At 38.2% G+C, this 21,606-nt stretch carries 18 protein-coding genes; 14 read left to right on the forward strand and 4 right to left on the reverse strand.

From position 1 onward, the window contains the following. Positions 1–2: 2 nt before the first annotated feature. Together ALPR1_RS11325 and ALPR1_RS11330 are read left to right on the forward strand one after the other, a co-directional pair. Entirely contained in the window at positions 3–530 is a 528-nt protein-coding gene (locus ALPR1_RS11325) for a HEAT repeat domain-containing protein (protein WP_008200804.1), read from the forward strand. A 116-nt stretch (positions 531–646) separates the two neighbouring features. Continuing rightward, positions 647–1,273 carry a hypothetical protein gene (locus ALPR1_RS11330; RefSeq protein WP_008200805.1) on the forward strand — a complete coding sequence of 209 codons (627 nt, stop codon included), beginning with the start codon at positions 647–649 and terminating at the stop codon, positions 1,271–1,273. 1 nt (position 1,274) lies between these two features. On the opposite strand, the gene hrpB is transcribed toward ALPR1_RS11330, so the two are convergent. Next, a complete protein-coding gene (gene hrpB, locus ALPR1_RS11335) occupies positions 1,275–3,761 on the reverse strand; it encodes an ATP-dependent helicase HrpB (protein WP_008200806.1) in 2,487 nt (828 codons plus the stop codon). Positions 3,762–4,029: 268 nt separating this feature from the next. Between hrpB and ALPR1_RS11340 the strand changes: the two genes are divergently transcribed. The 3 genes from ALPR1_RS11340 (at position 4,030) to ALPR1_RS11350 (ending at position 6,277) form a co-directional block, all read left to right on the forward strand. Beyond that, positions 4,030–4,980, forward strand: coding sequence for an alpha/beta fold hydrolase (locus ALPR1_RS11340; RefSeq protein ID WP_008200807.1), 951 nt, complete (start codon positions 4,030–4,032; stop codon positions 4,978–4,980). A 92-nt stretch (positions 4,981–5,072) separates the two neighbouring features. Then, entirely contained in the window at positions 5,073–5,666 is a 594-nt protein-coding gene (locus ALPR1_RS11345) for a GNAT family N-acetyltransferase (RefSeq protein WP_008200808.1), read from the forward strand. A gap of 50 nt (positions 5,667–5,716) precedes the next feature. Continuing rightward, on the forward strand, positions 5,717–6,277 hold the full coding sequence (locus tag ALPR1_RS11350) for a cysteine hydrolase family protein (protein ID WP_008200809.1): 561 nt from the start codon (positions 5,717–5,719) through the stop codon (positions 6,275–6,277). 91 nt (positions 6,278–6,368) lie between these two features. Here ALPR1_RS11350 and ALPR1_RS11355 read toward each other — a convergent pair whose 3' ends face one another. After that, on the reverse strand, positions 6,369–7,679 hold the full coding sequence (locus tag ALPR1_RS11355) for a DEAD/DEAH box helicase (protein WP_008200811.1): 1,311 nt from the start codon (positions 7,677–7,679) through the stop codon (positions 6,369–6,371). 914 nt (positions 7,680–8,593) lie between these two features. On the opposite strand from ALPR1_RS11355, the gene ALPR1_RS11360 reads away from it, so the two are divergent. The 9 genes from ALPR1_RS11360 to ALPR1_RS11400 all read left to right on the forward strand — a co-directional run bounded on the left by ALPR1_RS11360 (position 8,594) and on the right by ALPR1_RS11400 (position 19,560). Then, on the forward strand, positions 8,594–10,984 hold the full coding sequence (locus tag ALPR1_RS11360) for an arylsulfatase (RefSeq protein ID WP_008200813.1): 2,391 nt from the start codon (positions 8,594–8,596) through the stop codon (positions 10,982–10,984). Positions 10,985–11,219: 235 nt separating this feature from the next. Then, a complete protein-coding gene (locus ALPR1_RS11365) occupies positions 11,220–11,513 on the forward strand; it encodes a hypothetical protein (protein ID WP_008200815.1) in 294 nt (97 codons plus the stop codon). Positions 11,514–11,588: 75 nt separating this feature from the next. Further along, complete coding sequence (locus ALPR1_RS11370) at positions 11,589–12,038, forward strand: hypothetical protein (protein ID WP_008200817.1); 450 nt, start codon at positions 11,589–11,591, stop codon at positions 12,036–12,038. Positions 12,039–12,076: 38 nt separating this feature from the next. Continuing rightward, on the forward strand, positions 12,077–13,645 hold the full coding sequence (locus tag ALPR1_RS11375) for an arylsulfatase (protein ID WP_008200818.1): 1,569 nt from the start codon (positions 12,077–12,079) through the stop codon (positions 13,643–13,645). 162 nt (positions 13,646–13,807) lie between these two features. Next, on the forward strand, positions 13,808–14,389 hold the full coding sequence (locus ALPR1_RS11380; RefSeq protein WP_008200821.1) for a hypothetical protein: 582 nt from the start codon (positions 13,808–13,810) through the stop codon (positions 14,387–14,389). A gap of 564 nt (positions 14,390–14,953) precedes the next feature. Then, positions 14,954–15,799: an alpha/beta hydrolase gene (locus ALPR1_RS11385; RefSeq protein ID WP_008200822.1), complete on the forward strand. Its 846-nt coding sequence runs from the start codon at positions 14,954–14,956 to the stop codon at positions 15,797–15,799. Positions 15,800–16,019: 220 nt separating this feature from the next. Then, complete coding sequence (locus tag ALPR1_RS11390) at positions 16,020–17,024, forward strand: arabinan endo-1,5-alpha-L-arabinosidase (protein WP_008200824.1); 1,005 nt, start codon at positions 16,020–16,022, stop codon at positions 17,022–17,024. Positions 17,025–17,145: 121 nt separating this feature from the next. Continuing rightward, on the forward strand, positions 17,146–18,159 hold the full coding sequence (gene araD1 / locus ALPR1_RS11395; protein WP_008200825.1) for an AraD1 family protein: 1,014 nt from the start codon (positions 17,146–17,148) through the stop codon (positions 18,157–18,159). A gap of 180 nt (positions 18,160–18,339) precedes the next feature. Next, a complete protein-coding gene (locus tag ALPR1_RS11400) occupies positions 18,340–19,560 on the forward strand; it encodes a glycoside hydrolase family 18 protein (RefSeq protein ID WP_237701525.1) in 1,221 nt (406 codons plus the stop codon). Between the two features lie 293 nt (positions 19,561–19,853). On the opposite strand, the gene ALPR1_RS11405 is transcribed toward ALPR1_RS11400, so the two are convergent. Together ALPR1_RS11405 and ALPR1_RS11410 are read right to left on the reverse strand one after the other, a co-directional pair. Continuing rightward, entirely contained in the window at positions 19,854–20,369 is a 516-nt protein-coding gene (locus ALPR1_RS11405; protein ID WP_008200827.1) for a DUF2911 domain-containing protein, read from the reverse strand. Between the two features lie 83 nt (positions 20,370–20,452). Further along, positions 20,453–21,601: a Gfo/Idh/MocA family protein gene (locus ALPR1_RS11410; protein ID WP_008200828.1), complete on the reverse strand. Its 1,149-nt coding sequence runs from the start codon at positions 21,599–21,601 to the stop codon at positions 20,453–20,455. Between the last annotated feature and the right edge of the window lie 5 nt (positions 21,602–21,606).

A 21,606-nucleotide genomic window follows, 5' to 3' on the forward strand; every position in this document is an offset into this window, starting at 1 on the left:
TTATGCAGGAGGAAACTCAAAAACTTTTTGATAAAATAAGTGACCCAAAGGAAAAAGAGGCTTTTTACTTTGCCGATAAACTTGGAAAAATCAATACTGAAGAAGTAAGAGACAAGCTCATCGAATTAGTAAAAGGAGATAATTGGGAAGTAGCCTACTTAGCTTGTAGAGCATTATCCAGAACTAACTTTAATAAGGAATCACTTGATGCCATTTTTTCAGTGATTCATGATCGAAAGAACAAAAATCATCAGGGAGCATTTGTCCAGATTTTAGAAGAATTTGATCTGAGTGATAGTTTTGTTGATATTTTTAAGATTTATCTTTTTGGAAATTTTAAAGCAGAAACTCTTGCTAAGGTTTATTTGGACACGGAAGAATTTGAGCTAACTCCAAGGACTTTGAGGAAAGCTACCAAGCATTGGAATCATTATTTGCACAATCCAGAAGATGAAGGATCTGTGGCCATTAAAAAGGCTGAAGTGGAACCAATGCTTGAAGAAATAAAGGCTTTATTCGAGGAGGAGTGAGGTGAAACGAAAAAATAAAAAGAACATTTAATCTTATTTAAGATACTATTTTAACTAGACCAATAACATTTTCGCCTAATTCTTGTATTAATATATAGGAACTAACCCTGGCGATTATGAAAAGATTGGACGTTACCTGCTTCTATACTGAATTCTTTAAAGAACAAGGATTTGATTTGAATAGCTCTCAAATGATGTTTGAGAAGGTTTTTCCTCATGGCAAACAGGTCATTTTCATACATTTACAGGATTTAGAAGACAGCATAATTGTCCAATTTCATCTTGGAGTACGGATCAACGAGGTGGAAGAATTGATCCATCAATTCCTTCCAACGCTCCAAAGTTACTCGGATCAGTCTACCACTTTGTTACAATCTCCGGACAAACTGGGTAAACTATACCCAAATCAATTTCAAATATCCACTGAGGAAGAATTTTCTTCTGCACAAAAGTTGATTGAAAGATTTTTTATTGAAGCAGGTTTTAAATGGCTGGATAAAATGATTGATCCTAAAACCCTGGAATTTGAGTTTTTAATGCATAAAGAGGATCCTTTCAACAATCATAATTTAATCTTCTCTGCATTTAGGTCTACCGCATTAAGTAAATTGTATAACCCAGAAGATTATCCGGTGTTACGTCAAGCCTTTCTTGCGAAAATCAATTCTAAAGAAATTACTCCATTCACTATAGCTTCTTATTTGGGATTTTTGGATTACCTAGATCATCTAAAAGTCGCCTAATCTAAGACCTCCTTTTCACACCTCTGACAGCCTCAGCTCCAATCGGATCTTCTGGCCATTCATGCTTCGGGTAACGTCTTTTCAATTCTTTTTTCACCTCGAAATAGCCGTTCTGCCAAAAGCTTTTTAAGTCCTGTGTCAACTGCACCGGCTTATATCCTGGAGATAGCATCTCTATCAAAACATTCACCTTACCATTATTAACCTTGGGAGTTTCTAGCAAGCCAAAGAGCTCCTGCAGTCGAACTGCTAAAAGGGGGATTTCATCTTTTCTATATTCAATCTTAATTTTACTTCCAGAGGGAACCTCTAACCTAGAGGGTGCTAGTCTTTCCAAATCCTTTTGTTGCTCAAAATCAAGAGAATGAAGCAATATTTGACTAAGGTTTAACTTTTTGAAATCATCGTTCTTCTGAATTCCAGCTAGGTAAGGTTCAATCCAACTTTCAGGTTTTTCACAGAGCGAAGCTACCGACCAATCCGGCCAATTTTGATCTGGGTTCCATTGTTTCAATGATTGAACTCGCAAAATCAGTTGCTCCACTTCATCATTAAAATCCAATAGATATTCTCCTTCTTCCCTGATCGCTTCCAGGATAGCATCTGTTACATCTCCATCAGAGTATTTAGCCAAAGGTCGGGTTCCAAGGATAATGGAACCTATGCGTATTTCTGAATGGGCCTGTAAGCCACCTTTTTTCCGATCCCATTTTAGCACTTCTTTGGTTTTCAGCATAGGAGCCAAATCTTTGGGATTTATGGGAGCCGCCATCCAGATTTTGCCCATTCCATCGCGTGCATCTACATGAGCTACGGCCAACCAAGATTCATGAGCCAGGTCATCTCTGTGTCCTATTTGGGCTATTTTTCCATTGGCTAATTGAAACTGGGCATTGTTTCCAGGTCTTGCAGCAGCAATACGCTCAGGATATGCATAGGCAAGGAGTAAACCAGTCTGCCAAGGATCTACTGGTCCATTTTCCGGCTGAATAGAAAACATACGTCTGTAAGATGCTGCCATCTTTTCGATTTTCTTAATTCTCGGAATGCTCACGTTATGCTGTCGAAACCTTCTCAAGGCTTCGATTCGCAGGTTCAGGTCTACACCCGCATCAGGTCCCAATGGATCTCGCTCATCCAAAATCGCCGCAATATCTGTGGCCAATCCCAATTGATCAATTTCTTCTGCGTTGATCAGCATATGCGCTATCCTAGGATGCGTTGGTAATTGATGGATTTCTTTTCCGTGAGGCGTGAGTTCTCCTTCTACTATTGCTTCTATGGATTCTAAAGTTTTTTCTGCCAATGCCAAGGTACCAGAAGGAGGAGGAGTCAACCAGGTCATGGAACGAATATCCTGCTTTCCCCAAGCCTTCATATCCAATACTAATCCTGTCAAGTCTGCTTCCATCAATTCTGGAGTCCTATATTCATTCAATTGATTTTGAATGGCTTTGGTCCATAATCTATAACTATGACCCGCGGTCAATCTACCTGCACGACCCGATCTCTGATCTGCAGAATCTTGGCTAATTCTATGAAGTACCAATCTGGATAAACCTGATCTTGGATCAAATCTGGAGGATTTAGCAAAGCCAGAGTCCACTACCACTGTTACTCCTTCAATCGTTAAAGAGGTTTCAGCAATATCTGTGGAAAGCACAATTTTTCGCTTTCCCGAAGGGTGGGGCAATATCGCTCTATTCTGGTCTCCTGGCGAAAGTTGTCCATAGAGTGGCAAGACCAAATCACCAGGAAGTGCTTTTCTTAAAATTTCCTGTGCCTTCCGTATCTCTCCTTGGCCTGGAAGGAAAACCAAAAAATCACCAGAATGCAATTTAGTCAAGGGAATTATTTGCCTGGCTGTATCCTCCCCAATCGCATATTCATCCGCCTCATTCAAGTAATTAACTTCCACTGGGAACTGTCTTCCTTTGCTTTCGATTACTTTGGATTTCAATAAACCGGAAAGCAAATTCGCGTCAATTGTCGCCGACATCAATAGAATTCTAAGGTCTGGTCTTAGTACTTGCTGAACCTCTCGACATAAAGCCAATGCCACCTCAGAATGAAGGTTTCGCTCATGAAACTCATCAAAAATCACCAAACCAACATCTTCTAAAGCATTATCTGAATGGAGCATTCGTGTCAAAATTCCCTCAGTAATTACTTCCAGTCTGGTATTGGAAGAAATGGCTGATTCAAAGCGTATTCTATACCCAATCAAATCCCCCAATTTAGTATCCGTCATCCCTGCCATGCGTTGTGCAATTGTCTTTGTGGCCAAACGTCTGGGTTCTAGCATGATAATCTTTTTTCCTGCTAACCAAGGTTCGTCCAATAAGGTCAAGGGCAGGAGAGTACTCTTTCCAGCCCCCGGAGGAGCTTGAATAATTAAGGAATTTTCTGTGGAAAGGTGGGATTTAACCTGTGGTATAATCTCCGCAACCGGAAGATCAAAAGATAAAGGATCAAAATTTTCGAGCATGGGCTGCAAAAATAAGGGATTCCCATAGAAGAATAATCACTTAGCCTCATTTCGACAAGATGTGATGAGCCATCCTTAAGTTAGACATCTAAATTCTCACTTAGCTTAAAGCAAAATTCTATATGCTAACCATTCGAATCGTTTTCATTTCCATGACTTAAATGCTATAACCTGAAAGAACAAAAAATTTACATAATCCTACTGACATAAGGCTGACACTAACGAACTATAAGTTTGTAGTTTCAACATTATATAATCAGTAAAAAAGATGAAAAACGTACTCAATACAGGACTTAAATCTATTGATTTTCCAAAGGCCAATATGATTTCAGTAAATGGAGTGGAAATGGAAGTTTTTGAAGTAGGGAAACAAAATAAAGGCAAACCTATTGTGCTTTGTCATGGCTTTCCGGAACATGCCTTTTCTTGGCGATATCAAATCCCAGCGCTAGCCCAAGCGGGATACCATGTGATTGTTCCCAATCAAAGAGGGTATGGAAACTCATCATGCCCAAAAGAAGTAACAGCATATGACATACAAAATCTAACAGACGATCTGGTAGCATTGCTCGATTATTATGGATATCAGGATGCGATTTTTGTAGGACATGATTGGGGTGCAAATGTCGTTTGGAATCTAACTCTATTGCATCCAGAGCGGGTAAGAAAAGTCATAAACTTGGCTTTACCTTATCAAGAAAGAGGAGAAAGACCCTGGATAGAAATGATGGAGGCAGTTTTTGGTCAAGATTTCTACTTTGTTCATTTTAATAGGCAGCCTGGAGTTGCAGATGCCATTTTGGAAGAGCACACTTCCCAGTTCCTTGGGAATTTATTTCGTAAAAATGTACCACCCGCATTACCAGAACTAGGTAATTCAATGATCAATCTTGCCAAAGCCGAACAAGCCTTGGGCGAACCAATCATGAGTGAATTAGAACTTTCAGTTTATGTTTCAGCTTTTAAAATTTCAGGTTTTACAGGTAGTATAAATTGGTATAGAAACCTTGATCGAAATTGGCATTTGATGGCAGGAATAAAGCCTAGAATCCAGCAACCAACCTTGATGATTTATGGCGATCGAGATATGATTCCCAAATCTCAAACCTTGCAAGACTTTGCGCCAAATTTAGATGTTGTCAACTTGGATTGTGGTCATTGTATACAACAAGAAAAGCCCATGGAAACCAATCAAGCCATTTTAAATTGGTTGGAATAGAAGAAGGAAGTTCCTGCCGAGAGGCAGGATTCCTCTTTTTTATAAATAGAATCATAAATTCTCCCTATTTTTTCAAATTAAACCTCTTTTCCATGGTCTTTAGAAAAGCAAAAAAAGAAGATTCTGAGTCAATTGCTGGCTTATTAATGCTGGCTTCTGGAGAGGTGATGTACAAATTTATTGGTGAGAAGGACTACCTCAAAGCAATATCCTTTTTACATTTCTTTGTAAAGCAGGAAGACAATCAATATTCATATCAAAACTGTTTTGTTGCAGAGGTTAAAGGGGAGATTGTTGGGGCAATTTTGGGTTATGATGGAGCAAAATTGCTAGAATTGAGAAAGCCAGTCCTAGAATACGTCAACCAGACTTATTCCATCATCCAAGTAGAAGAGGAGACTCAAGTGGGAGAGTACTACATTGACTCTTTTGGGGTTTTGCCAACACATCAGGGGAAAGGAATTGGATCAAAATTGCTTCAGTATGTCATTAATGAGAAAGCAAATGAAGGAGTTGGGAAAATTGGACTACTAGTGGATAAGACTAACCCAAAAGCAAAAAAATTGTACCTGAAATTGGGATTTATGCCTGTTGGAGAGAAAGAGCTTGTGGGACTGAAGCTTTATCATCTACAACTGAATATTAGAAGTAGTTATTCTTATGATGTAGATGGTGAAAATTACTAGATTGTTTTCCTTCAATATTAAAAACCTCTTTTTACGATAGCTTCAACCAAATGAAAAACAGCAAAGCATTATTGATAATTGACATGCAAAAAGGTTCTTTCACGTCGAAAACACCTCGATTTGATACTGATGGTGTAGTCAATCGGATAAATGATCTTGCAAAACTGTTTCGTCAAAACGATTTACCAGTGATTTATATTCAACACGATGGAACGGGTAGCGGAGCATTTGAGAAGCATACAGAGGAATGGGAATTATTAAATTCTCTCCAGGTTGAAGAAACTGATATTTTACTTGATAAATATGTAAATGACGTGTTTTATAAGTCAAAACTTCAATCAATACTAGCCCAATTCAATGTCAACCAATTGTTCATAGCTGGATGTGCCACCGACTTTTGCGTGGAGTCAACTGTTCAATCTGCATTGATAAAAGATTATTCAATTACAGTTGTATCTGATGGGCATACCACTGGGGAAAGGCCTCATATGACAGCAGAAAAAGTTATAGAACATTACAACTGGGTCTGGCAAAATATGATTCCAACACAGGGAAGCATAGCGGTAAAAAGTCTGGAGGAAATAAAAAACCTATTCTCTACCGTTTTTTAATCATAGTTTTTTGGGTGGTAACTATTCTTCCTTGGTTCGTTGATTTTGAACCGTCAAATGAGAACAATAGACACTAACATTTCACTCCAATTTAAAGCAAACTTATCCTTACCTTTTTTTCTTTGAGTTTGACCTGTCCTACTTTTTTTAATAGCTGATCAACTTGGGAGGTTTTTACTCCTACAAAAGCACAATCGGTTTTTAATTCTATGACTCCTAATTGATCTTTACCAAGCTTACCTTGTTTCAAAAACAAGCCTACGATATCACCTTTGGAGATTTTATTGGTTCTACCTCCAGAGATATAAACAGTGGACCATTCTGATGGAGGAGGAAGGGGAGAAGAATCTAATTCTTCAAGACTAGCATCCCTTGCAAAATCAGGAACCCTGTCTTCCGCATATTGTAAAATATAAGCCGTTCCATCGGCATGCATCCTCGCTGTTCTACCATTTCTATGGATAAACTCAGATTCACGATTGGGTAATTGAAAGTGAATGATATAACCCAACTCCGGCACATCTATTCCTCTAGCCGCCAAGTCTGTTGCCAACAATAATTGATGGGTACCATTCCGGAACTTGATCAGTGATCGCTCTCGATCCAGCTGCTCCATATCACCATGAAATGTCCCATGGGAAATTTCATGATCAGCTAAATAATCACTTACCTGCTGAATAGAATCTTTGAAATTGCAAAAGATAATTCCATTCTGATTCCCCAGTTTACTGATCAATTGAATGAGTGTAGCAAGCTTATTTTTATCTGGAGAAAGAACTCTTTTTAGCTTTAAGTTATCGATCTTATCTGCCAAAAAATCAATGATTACAGGGCTATGAAGACGAACGAACTTAGGGATTTTGACATCCTGCGTGGCAGAAGTGAGAATGCGTTTTTTGATGTTGGGAAGTAGATCCAGAATATTTTGCATTTCCTGCTCAAACCCAATTTCCAAAGACTTGTCAAACTCATCCAGTACCAGAGTTTGAATAAACTCTTTTTCGAAAACTCCTCTTCTTAAATGATCTGCAATTCTCCCTGGAGTACCTATCAAGACCGCAGGTCTATGTTTGATTTCAACCTTATCTTTTGAACCTGCTCTACCTCCATAAACTGCATTGACTTTAAATCCAGTCCCCATTTCTCGCATCACCTGCTCGATTTGCATTGCCAATTCACGAGAGGGTACTATAATTAATAACTGAACTTCTTCAATCGCATGATCCAACTGATCTATCAAGGGTAGGAGAAAGGCCAGAGTTTTTCCTGTACCAGTAGGAGAGAGTAAAATCAGATCTTTATTGCCTTGCAAAGCTTCTTGAGCAGCAAGTTGCATTGGATTCAGATTAGCTATTCCCAGTTTGGATAGAATTTCAGCTTGACTTTTGGTTGGAATGGACATGAGGCAAAGATAGCTTAGGAATTACTGGGAATGGTAATAATTAAGAACTCATTCCAAAGTAATTCAATTATACAATAAGTTCACTTCTAGGATCTAAATAGAGACTTTTTAAACCAAACTAACTAAATTGTTTAAACTGAACATAAACCTTTAGATGAGAAAAATATAAACGTTATGGAGAGGCAGAATATGATTCATATAAGTGTTTCAGACAATTAGATAAATTATAGGAATGAATACTTTAAATGATTTAAAATACTCTGATTGTCTTCGCTGTTCTAACGCTTCAAATAGTTGATTACAAACAACTATTTGAACAAATGACCAATTGAAAATATAAACGATTAAAAAATAGTCGATAACATAATATATTAAATCATAATACCATTAAGCATCCTATGCTTTATACAAAACCGCTAGCTGTAACTTGAGTAAAATACATGATTAAAATCATATTTTTTTTATTTATCATATTACTTATCTTGTTTATAAATAAATAATAAATAGATAGTTATAAAGCCAAGAATCCTGAAAAGGAAAATTAGAGAATAGCATAGATACTTTATTAAATGCTAAAATAGCCGAATATGCATTAGGAGCTACTATTCTCGTTTCAATTGATAGGAAAATGATTTTTAGGCCATGGTTCGACTGTAGAGATATCGAAAATAAAAACCGGTAACGCTATATACTTACTTAAGAATAGGTTCAGAAATTAAACAATAATTATTGTTTAGATCGGTAATCCGAACCTTAGCTGGAGCTCAAAATGATATTTATGTCGTTGGTTCAAATAATATAGGGTGGGAAATTATTCGTTAACAGTAATCTGATAAATGATTATTTCTTTTTTTATGCACTTTAGCATTAACTAAATTTTCAATACTTACAATGCACCTAAACAGATCTTTTGTATGAAAACTAAAATCTCTATTTTTTGTATCTGCTTTGCCCTTCTCGCAGGATGCACATCGAATCCCGAAATTGAATCCAAAAAAGGAGGTGAAAACGCCATACCTTATCCGAAAGCAGAATGGAAAGGGAAACAGGGAAAAACTCTGGAAGAATCAAAACCATATTTTATTGGTCAACCGAAAGCACCTGAAGGAGCTCCTAACGTATTGATCATCATGCTGGACGATGCAGGATACTCCAATGCCAGCTCTTTTGGCGGGATAATGCAAACCCCAACTTTTGACCGTATTGGTGATGAAGGCATTCGATATTCACATTTTTCTGTGGCAGCAGTATGTTCACCAACTCGAGCTTCATTATTAACTGGATATAATATTCATCAAATAGGGACAGGCATTATCTCAGAATTTGCAACCGGTTATCCAGGTTACAATTCACAAATTGATTATACCACCCCTTCCATAGCAAAAATTCTAAGCGATAATGGCTATGCGACCGCTGCTTTTGGGAAATGGCACAACACTCCTATGGAAGAGGCTTCACCTGCCGGACCCTATGAAAGTTGGCCAACAGGCATTTGGGGATTTGACTATTTCTGGGGTTTCTTGGGCGGAGAGACGAATCAATTTCATCCACTCCTTTATGAAAATACAACAGCTATTGAAACTCCAAAAACCAATGCTGACGGTTCTACTTTCCACCTTTCACATGGGATGGCTGATCAGGCGATCAAGTGGCTGGACAACTGGAAAGGACTAAGAGACGATCCTTTTTTTATGTACTACACTCCAGGTGCGGTTCATGCACCTATTCAGGTTCCTAAAGAGTGGCGAGACAAATATAAAGGCCAGTTTGACGAAGGGTGGCATGTTTATCGAGAGCAACTTTTGGAGCGTCAAAAAGAAATGGGACTGGTACCTGAAAATGCAGAATTGGTAGATTGGCCTGAAAACATTCCAGAATGGGATTCTTTCAGCGAAGAAGGCAAAGCATATTTAGCCCGTCAGATGGAAATCAATGCGGCATTTATGGAGCATGTTGATTTTCATTCAGGGCGTGTAATCGAACATCTTGAGCAACTAGGTGAGCTAGATAACACGCTGGTCATCTATTTGACAGCTGATAACGGAAATACTGCCGAGGGAACTCCAACAGGCACTTTTTCTGAGTTACTTTTTCAGAATGGCTTTCCTCCATTGACTATGGAACAACAATTAGAGAAGCTTGAAGAGTTTGGAGGCATCGATGCTTGGGGAGGACCACATTTAGCAAATCACTATTCTGTTGGTTGGTCTTACGCAGGTTCAACACCTTATCAATGGACGAAACAAATTGCTTCTCATTTTGGGGGAACAATGTCTGCAACTGCCATTCGCTACCCAAAAGCAATAAAAGCCAAAGGCGAATGGCGAAGACAATTTCAGAATGTCACTGATCTCGTTCCTACCATTTTAGAAGTGACTGGGGTGCCTGAACCCGATTATGTAAATGGTCAGAAAAAAATAGAGTATCCGGGAAAATCACTAACCTATGCATGGAATGATCCGGAAGCTAAAACCAATCACCCCACTCAATATTTTGAGATGACTGGATTCTTGGGGATTTATCATGAGGGATGGACACTTAGCGGAAAACCTTATCGTGTGCCCTGGACAGTAGACCCTTCAGCTTTGGCTAATTTTGACCCATTGAACACACAATGGGAGCTGTATAATATCGACGAAGACCCAATTCAATCAGTTAATCTTGCAGATAAGTATCCTGAGAAGGTGAAAGAACTGGAAGAATTGTTTTGGCAGGAAGCAGAAAAATATGACGTCTTTCCGGTTGGTGGTTCTATGGGAAGGGCACTCCAACCAGAATCAAACCCCCAGCGTTCCGCTAAAAAGCACTGGGAACTAACACCAAATGTTTATCGGGTACCTGAACTTGCAGGTCCAGAGATCAAATCCACCAACTATGAAATCAATGCCTATATCACCGCCGATAGAACAACGGAAGGCGTAATATATGCTGTTGGAGAGCGACTCGGTGGACAGACCTTTTTTATAAAAGATGGTAGGCTGAGATACAGCTATTCTACTCTTGGACTTTATTGGCATGATTTCGATGGAGATGTGAAAATCCCATATGGAGATATAAAGATCACCCTGAAACACACCATGAAGGAATCAAAACTCAACGGTCCATCTACTGTCGAATTTTTCATCAATGATAAAAAGGTTGGTGAAATGGATATTATCGCAACGGTATATGCAGCATTTACCGGTCATGAAACTTTTGATATAGGACGTGATGAGGGTCTCCCTGTGAATGAAGAATATGCGAATATGGGAAAATTCAAATTCACTGAAGGACAATTACACAAGGTGGTTTTTGATATAGAATAATTATCTACAACAAGGTATAAAGGGCCTTAAAATGCCCTTTATAATTTACCATTGGACTTTCCATTTTAGAAATAGATTCTTATTGCATAATTAGAAGCACAAAAAATTTTAATAGATAATCATTTAAGTACTTTCTCCTTAATAAATCAAACTAAAATTGACTATTAATTAAAGACTGGTTCAGCTGGTCCACCCAATATACGGACGAAGAATAGCAGCAGTTAAGGAACCTGAATTGATAAATCTAAATGGATTTAGCTCTATCTATGAACTTGCTTTGAAGGCTTTGGATACAAAAGATAAGCTAAGTGAACTGATCCAACAAAGTCTTTCTGAAGAGAAACTTGAATATGATTCCATTTATCAAGGAAACAGTGAATGGAAATTATTACCATCCTTTGATCATCCTGACTCACCATTTTCCTACATGTTTTGGGGAACTGGTCTTACTCATCACAATAGTTTTTTAAATAGACAGATGATGCATAGTCAAGCCGAAAAGAAGCCTTTCGATTGTTTGATTTGGTAATCAATTGGTGCGTTTGAAAACATCTAAATACAGGATTTTCAGCCTTTTTTCGCTAGATTAAATAAAAGTAGAACTATGAAAACCACCATCCCCATAAAAAACTACGAACTGACTCAACCTTTCGGTAAGGACGCGAAACCAATAAACATTAAAATTTTTGCAGGTACGAATTCAGAACGAATCAGTAATATTCATGTAAACTTTAGCGCTGATCGAAATGAGCGACCCTTGACCCAGCTATTAGTGGAGAATAAAACCAAAGTAAAGAACATTAAGGTTCTTCTTGGGGATAATGATATTTCAAGATTTCTTGATTTCCTTAGAAACGAAAGTAATACCAGTTGCATTATCGAGTTTGACCCGATAAATGGAAATAAATTCGGAATAGGTAAAGATTTTGACACAAATATTGAAGGAGGTCCCTTTACGGTAATAAACCTAGATTCATTTGAGTTAAAGTCAAAAGCATTCAATAAAAAACGCAACCAATTGACTCATGGCTTTGGGAATGTATTAAGCAAGTAATTCTTAATTTCGTCTATGCCTAGACGAAAAACCAAAAAATGAAGATCTGTTTACGCCTTTTACAATCCACTTTATTAATTTTTTGTTTTGCCTGTTCCGGCCCAGAAAAACCCATCCAAAAACCTAATATTATTCTGATTTATGCAGACGATTTGGGGATTGGATTATTAGGGCATGAGGGACAAAACATCATCAAAACACCCAATATTGATCGAATCGCTGCTGAAGGAGTGCGTTTTACTAGAGCCTACTCCAATATGCTGTGTGCACCTGCGAGAGCTTCCTTAATTACTGGTCATAGGGATACCCATGAAAAGGGTTTTGAGATTACTCAAGGAGGTATCTATTTACAAATCAGCAAGGAGAATTTGACTTCAAAAGAGGTAGAGAAGAAGATCAATAATGTGCTTTCTCCCATTCCAGATGAGCAGGTTTTTTTAGCAGAAATAGCAAAAAGTGCAGGGTATGTAACCGGACAAGTGGGGAAATTAGAATGGGGCTTTTCGGCTACCGACCAGCAAATGAAAAGGCATGGATGGGATTACTATTTCGGCTATTTAGACCATCAGAGAGCACACGGCTTTTACCCACCCTTTTTATTCGAAAATGGGAACCTGGTTGAAATTGAGGGTAATACTCTTCCAAATGCTGGGAAATCTGGAGAACCTGAGACGGAGGAAACCTATCAGGAGCGATGGGATATGGAAGGCAAAAAATCATACTCCCAAGATGTCTTTATGGAAAAGGTGCTCGGTTTTATAGATAACCATCAAGACCAAGCTTTTTTACTTTACTTCCCAACCCAATTGCCTCATGGACCTGTTTCTATTCCCGCTGTACATGAGGATTTTATCAATGACAACCGGCTAACTCAAATAGAGAAAGAATATGCATCCATGGTCAAACTTCTGGATGAAAATGTGGGAGAGATTTTAAAGAAATTGGAGGAATTAGGGTTGGAGGAAAATACGATTGTGATTTTCACTTCAGATAATGGCCATGAAATTTATTATAGCCAAGAAGGCAGAACTCTTAAGCCTTATACCAATATGGAAACTGGAGAACGCTTTGATGACTATGAAAGAAAGTATTACAGTGATTTAGCTGGTGATATTTTTGATGGAAATGGGGGTAGAGCTGGCCTAAAAAGAAGCAACCTCCAAGGTGGAATCAATGTGCCATTACTTATCAAATGGCCACAAAAAATCGCGAAAGGAACTAGTTCTGATCGCTTGGTTGCTAATTATGATCTTTTGCCTACCATAGCTGAACTGGTCAGTTACAATAAACCATTTGAAACGGATGGCAAGTCATTTTTGAATGAATTACTTGGCAAGGAAAATTCAACAGAAAATGATTTTGTGGCTTACTCCTCCTTTATTGGTCCCACTTTGATTGCCAATGATGGTTGGAAAATCAGAACTCATTTGGGCAAAGAAGCCTTTGAACTTTACTATTTGCCAGATGATTTTAAAGAGGAGAATGATTTATCTCAGGAGTTTCCGGAGAAATTAGAAGAACTGAAAAATAAACTCATAAGGGCCTGTGATGGGGATCTGAACAATGGACTTTATTCTTCTCGTAATAGCCAAATCACTATACGTTAATTTTCTTTGCACAAAGGATTTCCAAAAACGTTTATTCTTAAACTTTAGAATTCATGTTCGATTTTATAAGTATGCCTCATTTTTTTATTAAATTTTGATTCACATTATTTCAATCCACAAGAAGAATTATTTTTTGTTTAGTACTTTTTAAAAAACAAGATCATGGAAGCATCTCCCATTTATTTTGACATTTTATGGATCTTAGTTGGCGCTATTTTGGGTGGTTTTATTTCTTGGATTATCACTTATGAATCAGAGCGCAGTAAAAAAATGGGTATTGATATGAACCAAAGCACGGCTCATGGAAAAGTTGCTTTAGATATAGAAACTTGCTGGAGAAAAATCACAAATCATCAAAACATGGCCTATTACACGGTAGGACATTATGGCCCTTTTCAGGACATCGAAGATGAAATTGGACCCGGAACCCGAATGGAAAGGAAAGGTTTTATGGGTGGAAAAAGTACTTCTTATATTGTGGTTTGGAATAAGCCTTATCAATTTGCTTGGGGAACAGATCGGTACGAGTGGCACGATTTTATTGAGTTGAAGAAAAGTGGAGCAGAAACTCAGATTTTTTTAAGGAGAAAACTGTACCCTAGGACTCCCAAATGGCATGAGGTTTTACTTAATAAGTTTCTTCCTTCTAGCCAAAATTTTTCTACTGAAGCGAATCCCTATTATTTGACATCTGATCGATTAGAAAGAATCATCAAGGTCTGCCTATCTCCTGAGAGAGACTAGCTTTTTCATCAAAAAAGCATTCTCTAAAGTGAAACAACTACTTTAATAAAGGAAAATTAAAAAATTAGCCCAATTGCTTCTTTATGTTAAATTAAAATTTATAAATTGAAGAACTGTTGCCCAATAATTTTGAAAAAAGGAATTCGTCAGAATTATCTTTTACTTTTTTCAAACACCATTATTTCATTTTAAACAAATTATTGATAGATGAAGAAGTTATTCATGATCCTCTTCGGGAATAGTATGGGCATAAATTTACTTTGGACAGAAAAAGCTAATTAAAAGACTGTTGAAGGTCTCGGAAAAATCAAACTCTTGCACTAAGAGACTACAGGTCAAAACCTGCTTCTTGATGGTCTAGAAGCGACGACAAGAAAAAAAAGTTTATTCGACGCTAACAATCTCTAAAAACCTTATTTAAAAGATAAAGAAAGTACCTACAAAAGGCACTTTAAAGCAAATCTACCTGCATTTTGTAAAAAAATCAGGGTTTATTTCAATAAAAGAGAAAAGTCAAAAAGTACCTATTTAGTTTTTATCAATTAACTCAAACCTATAATTATCATGCTTAAAAAAAGCCTTCAAGTTGCAGCAGCACTTGTTATGGCATGCACCATGAATGCGCATGCCCAATCCGATCAAAGTACGCCAGCAATATCTGAGTACAACACTATTTCAGTAACCAAGGATATTACCTACAGAGAAGGGGAAAGTGACTCCTGGAAATTAGACTTGGCAATGCCAACTAATTTTGGGTCGGAGCTTCGACCTGCTTTAGTGATCGTTCATGGCGGTGGCTGGGCAGGCGGCTCCAAATCTGTGGATGTTTATCAAGAAATGATGGTGGAATATGCCGAAAAAGGATACGTCACCATCAATGTGGAATATAGACTTACAGGTGAAGCCGGTTTCCCGGCATGTATAGAAGATGTAAAAAATGCAGTAAGGTGGCTTCGGGCACATGCAGAGGAACTTAAAGTAGATCCGGAACGCATTGGAACTTATGGACATTCTGCTGGAGCACATTTAGCGCTTATGCTAGGTATGACTACGGAGGAAGATGGTTTAGAAGGAGATGGAAGCTATCGTGAGTATTCTAGCCATGTCAATGTAGTAGCAGCAGGATCTCCTCCAACAGAACTAGGTCGTGATGTGCCAATGGCAAAGCCCATATGGTGGCCTATTGGATATATTTCTGCTGATCATCCACCATTATTCTTGATTCAAGGTACCGAAGACCCCGTTGTTCGTCCAGAGTTAACAAGAGATTTTGTAAACAAAATGAAAGAAGTAGGAGCAGAGATTGAATATCTGGAAGTTGAAGGTGGACATGACATTGCTTATGCAAGTCAACTGAAAGTAACAGATCCTGCAATTGAGGAGTTTTTTGCAAAATACTTAAAGCCGTAAGCTTCAATATTCTGGATTAAGAGACCTAATATCATCTGATAAAATTTACCTGATTGGAGATTGAAACTATCTGATCATTACCCAATACCACTCCAAAAATGAAAAATGGAGTAACCCAATTAATTCTATGAAATAGAATGTTAAACACAATAAACCTAAATCTAAAATGACTATTTCATGTATTCCAAAGCCTTTGCTAAGGTTAAGGATTTTAAACTTCATGCTTTTTACAATTGGAAGTTTTCTTCTCTGCTATGTAGGTGCTGAAACTGCCAATGCACAGCGTAGAATGCCTGATGATTCTAAAGGGCTGATTGCACATGACCCGGTAATGATCAAGCAGGATAGCTTGTATTACCTTTTTATGACCCATGGCGGAATCGCCAAGAGTTCGGATATGGAAAATTGGACTAGGATAGAATCTGCTCCAAGAGACCTAAAGTGGGTGACAAATGATATTATCCCTGGGTATAGAGGGGGATTTTGGGCACCAGATATTCAATTTCACGATGGGCTATATTATTTGTATTACTCTCCGTCAGCTTTTGGTAAAAACACTTCTGCAATTGGTGTAATGACCAATAAAACGCTTCATCAGGATAGTCCTGACTATCAATGGGAAGATCAAGGTATGATTGTTCAATCCATTCCCGGAAGAGATTTTTGGAATGCTATTGACGCCAATGTCATCTTTGTGGAAGAGGATTCGGGAGAAACAACAGGCTGGCTTTCTTTTGGATCATTTTGGGGTGGTTTGAAATTAGTGAAGTTAGCCCCTGACATGAAGTCTTTGGCTGAGCCTCAGGAATGGTACGGGGTAGCTCAACAGGAACGCACTTTTGGAAGACCTGATTCAAACGCCGGCGATGGCTCCATTGAAGCACCATTCATCTATTATAGAGATGGATATTATTATTTATTTGCCTCCATTGATTATTGCTGCCGAGGTTTGGAAAGCACCTACAAAACCATCGTAGGTAGATCTAAGGACGTTCGTGGTCCTTATTTAGATAAAAGTGAAACTCCCATGTATGCAGGAGGAGGTGAATTGCTAGTGGGAGAAACAGACCAATATGCAGCTGTAGGCCACTGCTCAGTGTATGACTTTGATGGAAAAACTTATTTTGTAGCACATGGATATGACAAAGAGGATGATGGAAAATCAAAACTAGTAATCAAAGAAATTGATTGGGATGCCGATGGTTGGCCTTCCTTGGATTTCTAACTCTTCTTTATTTATTAAAAAATTCTCCGGTTTACGCTGGAGAATTTTTATGTTTAATTTTAAAATTATCCACAAAGGCAGCTTATCGCTTTTGTGATACTCAAATTAATTTGACTTTTCGATGGAAAATAAAACTAGGCTCGTTCAATTAATTCACCCATCAAAGGGTAGAAGAATTGCACTCGTTCAGGAGCCAAAATTGACTCTACTTAGCAATTTCAATTCTGTATATCAGCTTGCTTTGGAAGCTTTGGATAATAAGAAAAAGATCAAGGATTTAATCCAAGAGCATCTTACCCAAGAAAGTCTTGAATACGATCCTGTTTATCAAGGCAACAGCGAGTGGAAATTATTACCATCCTTTGATCATCCTGACTCACCATTTTCCTGCATGGTTTCGGGAACTGGTCTTACTCATCACAATAGTGCTTTAAATAGACAAATGATGCATGGTCAAACCGAAGAGAAGCCTTCCGATAGTTTGATTATGTATGAAATGGGCGTAAAAGGTGGATCTCCAAAACCAGGAGAAACCGGAACTCAACCCGAATGGTTTTACAAAGGGAATGGATCGGTTTTAAAAGCACATGGTGATGCTTTGGAAGTCCCATATTATGCCAATGATGGGGGAGAGGAACCGGAAATTGCGGGCTTATATATCATTGACAGGGAAGGTAAACCTTGGAGAATCGGATTAACCACAGCCAATGAATTCTCTGATCATGTGATGGAAAAAGTGAATTACCTGTATTTGGCTCCCTCTAAAATTAGAACCTGTTCGATCGGTCCAGAGGCTGTGATAGACGCTGATTTCGAAAGCTATTCCGGTAAAGTTTCTGTCTCAAGAGCGAAGGATGAAGTATGGAGTTCCGATATCAATACAGGACAGAAAAATATGTGTCATAATTTGGCCAACTTAGAGTTTCACCACTTCAAATATGAATCACACAGAATACCACTTCAGGCCCATGTTCATTTTTATGGAGCTGATGCCTTTAGCTTTGGGAATAATGTCACTTTGCAAAAGGGGGATATAATGTCTGTGCATTGGAATAACTTAGGCAGGTCTCTTGAAAATCCAATTGCTATTCTTGATCCTAAAAAACAATCAGCACCTGTGATCAATCAACTGTAATACTTCATTGACTTTAGTATTCTCGAGTTATTTATTGGAAAAAGTGACTTCCGAATAGAAATACATGGCTTTACTATTCCTTCTCAAAGGGATATTGATTACTTTTATTCTATTACTAGAAATTTTACAAGAAGTAATCTAATTTTAATAAAATAATTAATTAAGATAAAAGAAAAAGCCTTGAACTGGAAAACCACTATTTTACCACAATTAAGCATGTTCATCCTAATGATGGGATGCTCTCCACAAAGTGCAAATCAAACGGAAGAAACTGTTATTGCTGAAACAGCTAATCCTGATCCCGTGATTATGGCATATTACGTGGCCGAACGTGATTATAAACCAGAAACGATTCCAGTAGAGAAGTTAACGCATATCATTTACTCCTTTACCAATGTCGTAGATGGTGAAATGAAATTTAGAAATCCTGAGTCCGCTGGACCTAAATTAGCGGCATTAGTGGAGCAGAAAAGTAGAAATCCAGATTTAAAAGTGATGATTGCTTGTGGTGGATGGGGAGCTGATGGGTTCTCTGATATGGCATTAACAGAAGAAAGCAGAGCTAAATTCATCCAAAGCGCACATGATTTCATCCAAGAATACCAATTGGACGGAATGGATATGGACTGGGAATATCCTGGAATCTCGGGTGCGGGAACTATGGCTAGACCTGAAGACACCAATAATTTCACAGCCTTGATGAAAGGTTTAAGAGAAATGTTGGACACATTTGATTCTCACAAGATACTGACTTTTGCTTCTGCTGGATGGAAGCGTTACTATAATCACATTGAGGTAAATGAGGTGATGAAATATGCTGACTATACCAATGTGATGACTTACGATCAAGTTTCTGGAGTATCTATTTACACAGGTCATCATACTCCGCTTGGAGATGTAACGAGTGAAGAAACAGCAGGAACGCCTTTTCAAGCACATTTAGATAGCCTTTTTGAAGATGGGAGCAACCTTGACAATGACCCTAGATCTGCACAAAAGATTGTAGATTTCTTGATTAATGAAGGAGTTAAGCCAGAGCAGATTGTAATAGGAAGTGCATTTTATGGAAGAGTTTGGAAAGGTGTTCCACCAGAAAATAATGGATTGTACCAATTGAGTGGTGGACTTCAAATTGGCTGGATGGCTTACCATCAAATCCGAAAAACGTACGAGCAGGACAGTAAGTTTAAACGTTATTGGGATGAATCCGCTGAAGCACCTTACATGTACAATGCTGAGGATAGCTTATTCCTTTCCTATGATGACACTGTTTCCGTAGCATTAAAAACCAAATACACTATGGATAAAGGCCTTGGAGGAATAATGTTCTGGGAACTTGGAAATGACACCAAGGAAGAAGGAAGTTTATTAGACGCCATTTATAAGGCTGCAAATGAGTAATCACCCTTATTGAATAGAAAATTGGCTGTCTTATAATTGGTTTTTGTCACATTGAGAACTTGAGAGACGTGAGTCTCGAAATCGAAATGTCGGTCATTTCGTTCAAAAAAGCCTTCGATATGCGCGACTTTTGTCGCTCCAGTGCTCAGGCAGACAAATTTGAGACTTTTGAGACAGCCTCTTTTTTTTGCTACTACATAATTCGTAAATGAATCTTACTTCTCTAGAAATAGGACAAAAAAAGGCCCCAGAGAATCAGTCTCCAGGGCCTTATTATTTTGATTTTAAGTAAATCAATTGCTTAAGCTAGCGGATGCTTTTCCATATTCCCATCTAATTTCGAAACTACTTGGCTTTACTTCGTAAACCAATCTTTCTTCCATAGTTCCGGTTTCTTGAGAAGGAACAGTAACTCTAAGTACATCTTCAGAAGAATCGTACTCAAAAGCTCCCCATTGCTTCGCTACTTTATTAAATATGAATACTGATTCAGTTTCACCTGGAATCACAAAGAACCCGTAAGTTCCTGCTGGTAACTTTTTACCTTCTACCATAATATCTTGTGAAGTAGTGAAAGTTGTTGCCTCATTGGCGCCCGCTCTCCATACTTCTCCCATAGGAACTAAATCACCCCAAATTACTCGGCCTTTTACGCCTGGACTACTATAGTTAATGGTAATGTCAGCACTGCCCACTTTACCTTTTGCGGTTTTTGCTGGACTTGGTTTTTCTTGTGCAGATGCTGAAAAGCCTATGAAAGCCATCAAAGCGAAAGCAAAGAGACTCTTTTTGAAATTCATTGTTCTCATGTGTTAAAGAATTTGTTTTGGTATCAATTTAAAGTTTATAAAAGAATATTTATAAAGTAACGTATTAAAAAACACGGGGGTTATCAAATTTTAACCCAAGCTTGCTTTTTATTGCTTTCTACAATTCTTTCTCCAATAATCAATTCTCTCAATCCATCAGCAAAAGTAGGGTAGGGAGCCTTTTCTGGTTGACTTCCTTCTCTAACAGCTGCATAAACTTCTTTAAACATTTGTTTAGAAGTATCAGGGAAACCTTCATTATGGCCTCCTGGAAATCCAACTAATGCTGCTGATTCAGGATAGAATAGGCCTGGATCCTTCATCAAGACACCGTTGGCAGTTTCTCTTTTACCGATCCAAAGTTCATTTGGTTTTTCTGAATTGAATTCAAAATTAGACTTGGATCCAGCGATTTCCACATTCAATCGGTTTTTACGACCTGCATTGACTTGAGAAACAGTGATGGAACCTTTACTACCATTATCGAAGCGAAGTAAAACTGTCGCATGATCCTCAGTATTGATAGGAACTTCCTCGTAGTCTGATTTTTCTAGCTTATCACCAGAATATGTTTCTATTGCTTTTAATGGCTTCAATCGAGTTTTGTGAACAGTTGAAAAATCAGCCATTACTTCGGTGATTTTCAGGCCAGTTACATACTCGGTAATATCCAAAAGGTGAGAACCGATATCCGCAATAGCTCTGGAATCTCCAGACTTATCTGGCTCTAATCTCCAGTTATAATCGGTTTGTAAGAATAGCCAATCTTGAAGGTAAGAGCCCATTACAGAGTAAACTTCTCCCAAGTCACCCTTTTCACGCATGGTCTTCATTTGTCTAACCATAGGGTAGTACCGTAGGTTGAAGTGAACTGCGTTGACTAAGCCTTTTTCCGCTGCTAAAGCAACTAGATCTTCCGCTTCATCGATTTTTACTGCCAATGGCTTTTCGCAAATCACATGTTTTCCAGCTTGCAATACTGCTTTCGCTTGAGGGTAATGCAGGAAGTTTGGAGTACAAATATGTACTACATCAATTTCGGGTTGTTGAAGCATCGCCTCAAATGTATAGGCATTAGGAATACCTAGTACTTTAGCTTTTTCATCGGCCAATTCTTGGCTAACTTCTACCAAAGCGATTACTTCTACATTGGGGATTCTTCTTAATGCTTCCAAATGCGCAGGACCTATAAATCCTGTTCCTACGATGGCTGCTTTGATTGTCTGAGACATAGGTT

It is taken from the genome of Algoriphagus machipongonensis (genome assembly GCF_000166275.1).
GTDB lineage: Bacteria > Bacteroidota > Bacteroidia > Cytophagales > Cyclobacteriaceae > Algoriphagus > Algoriphagus machipongonensis.

Bases quoted from the DNA above. Each gene is read 5' to 3' on its own strand.
- ALPR1_RS11390 (WP_008200824.1), top strand. From the start codon at position 16,020: ATGCTTTTTACAATTGGAAGTTTTCTTCTCTGCTATGTAGGTGCTGAA.
- ALPR1_RS11370 (WP_008200817.1), top strand. From the start codon at position 11,589: ATGAAAACCACCATCCCCATAAAAAACTACGAACTGACTCAACCTTTC.
- ALPR1_RS11355 (WP_008200811.1), bottom strand. From the start codon at position 7,679: ATGTCCATTCCAACCAAAAGTCAAGCTGAAATTCTATCCAAACTGGGA.
- ALPR1_RS11330 (WP_008200805.1), top strand. From the start codon at position 647: ATGAAAAGATTGGACGTTACCTGCTTCTATACTGAATTCTTTAAAGAA.
- ALPR1_RS11410 (WP_008200828.1), bottom strand. From the start codon at position 21,601: ATGTCTCAGACAATCAAAGCAGCCATCGTAGGAACAGGATTTATAGGT.
- hrpB (WP_008200806.1), bottom strand. From the start codon at position 3,761: ATGCTCGAAAATTTTGATCCTTTATCTTTTGATCTTCCGGTTGCGGAG.
- ALPR1_RS11405 (WP_008200827.1), bottom strand. From the start codon at position 20,369: ATGAGAACAATGAATTTCAAAAAGAGTCTCTTTGCTTTCGCTTTGATG.
- ALPR1_RS11380 (WP_008200821.1), top strand. From the start codon at position 13,808: ATGGAAGCATCTCCCATTTATTTTGACATTTTATGGATCTTAGTTGGC.
- ALPR1_RS11325 (WP_008200804.1), top strand. From the start codon at position 3: ATGCAGGAGGAAACTCAAAAACTTTTTGATAAAATAAGTGACCCAAAG.
- ALPR1_RS11360 (WP_008200813.1), top strand. From the start codon at position 8,594: ATGAAAACTAAAATCTCTATTTTTTGTATCTGCTTTGCCCTTCTCGCA.
- ALPR1_RS11375 (WP_008200818.1), top strand. From the start codon at position 12,077: ATGAAGATCTGTTTACGCCTTTTACAATCCACTTTATTAATTTTTTGT.
- araD1 (WP_008200825.1), top strand. From the start codon at position 17,146: ATGGAAAATAAAACTAGGCTCGTTCAATTAATTCACCCATCAAAGGGT.
- ALPR1_RS11340 (WP_008200807.1), top strand. From the start codon at position 4,030: ATGAAAAACGTACTCAATACAGGACTTAAATCTATTGATTTTCCAAAG.
- ALPR1_RS11350 (WP_008200809.1), top strand. From the start codon at position 5,717: ATGAAAAACAGCAAAGCATTATTGATAATTGACATGCAAAAAGGTTCT.
- ALPR1_RS11345 (WP_008200808.1), top strand. From the start codon at position 5,073: ATGGTCTTTAGAAAAGCAAAAAAAGAAGATTCTGAGTCAATTGCTGGC.
- ALPR1_RS11385 (WP_008200822.1), top strand. From the start codon at position 14,954: ATGCTTAAAAAAAGCCTTCAAGTTGCAGCAGCACTTGTTATGGCATGC.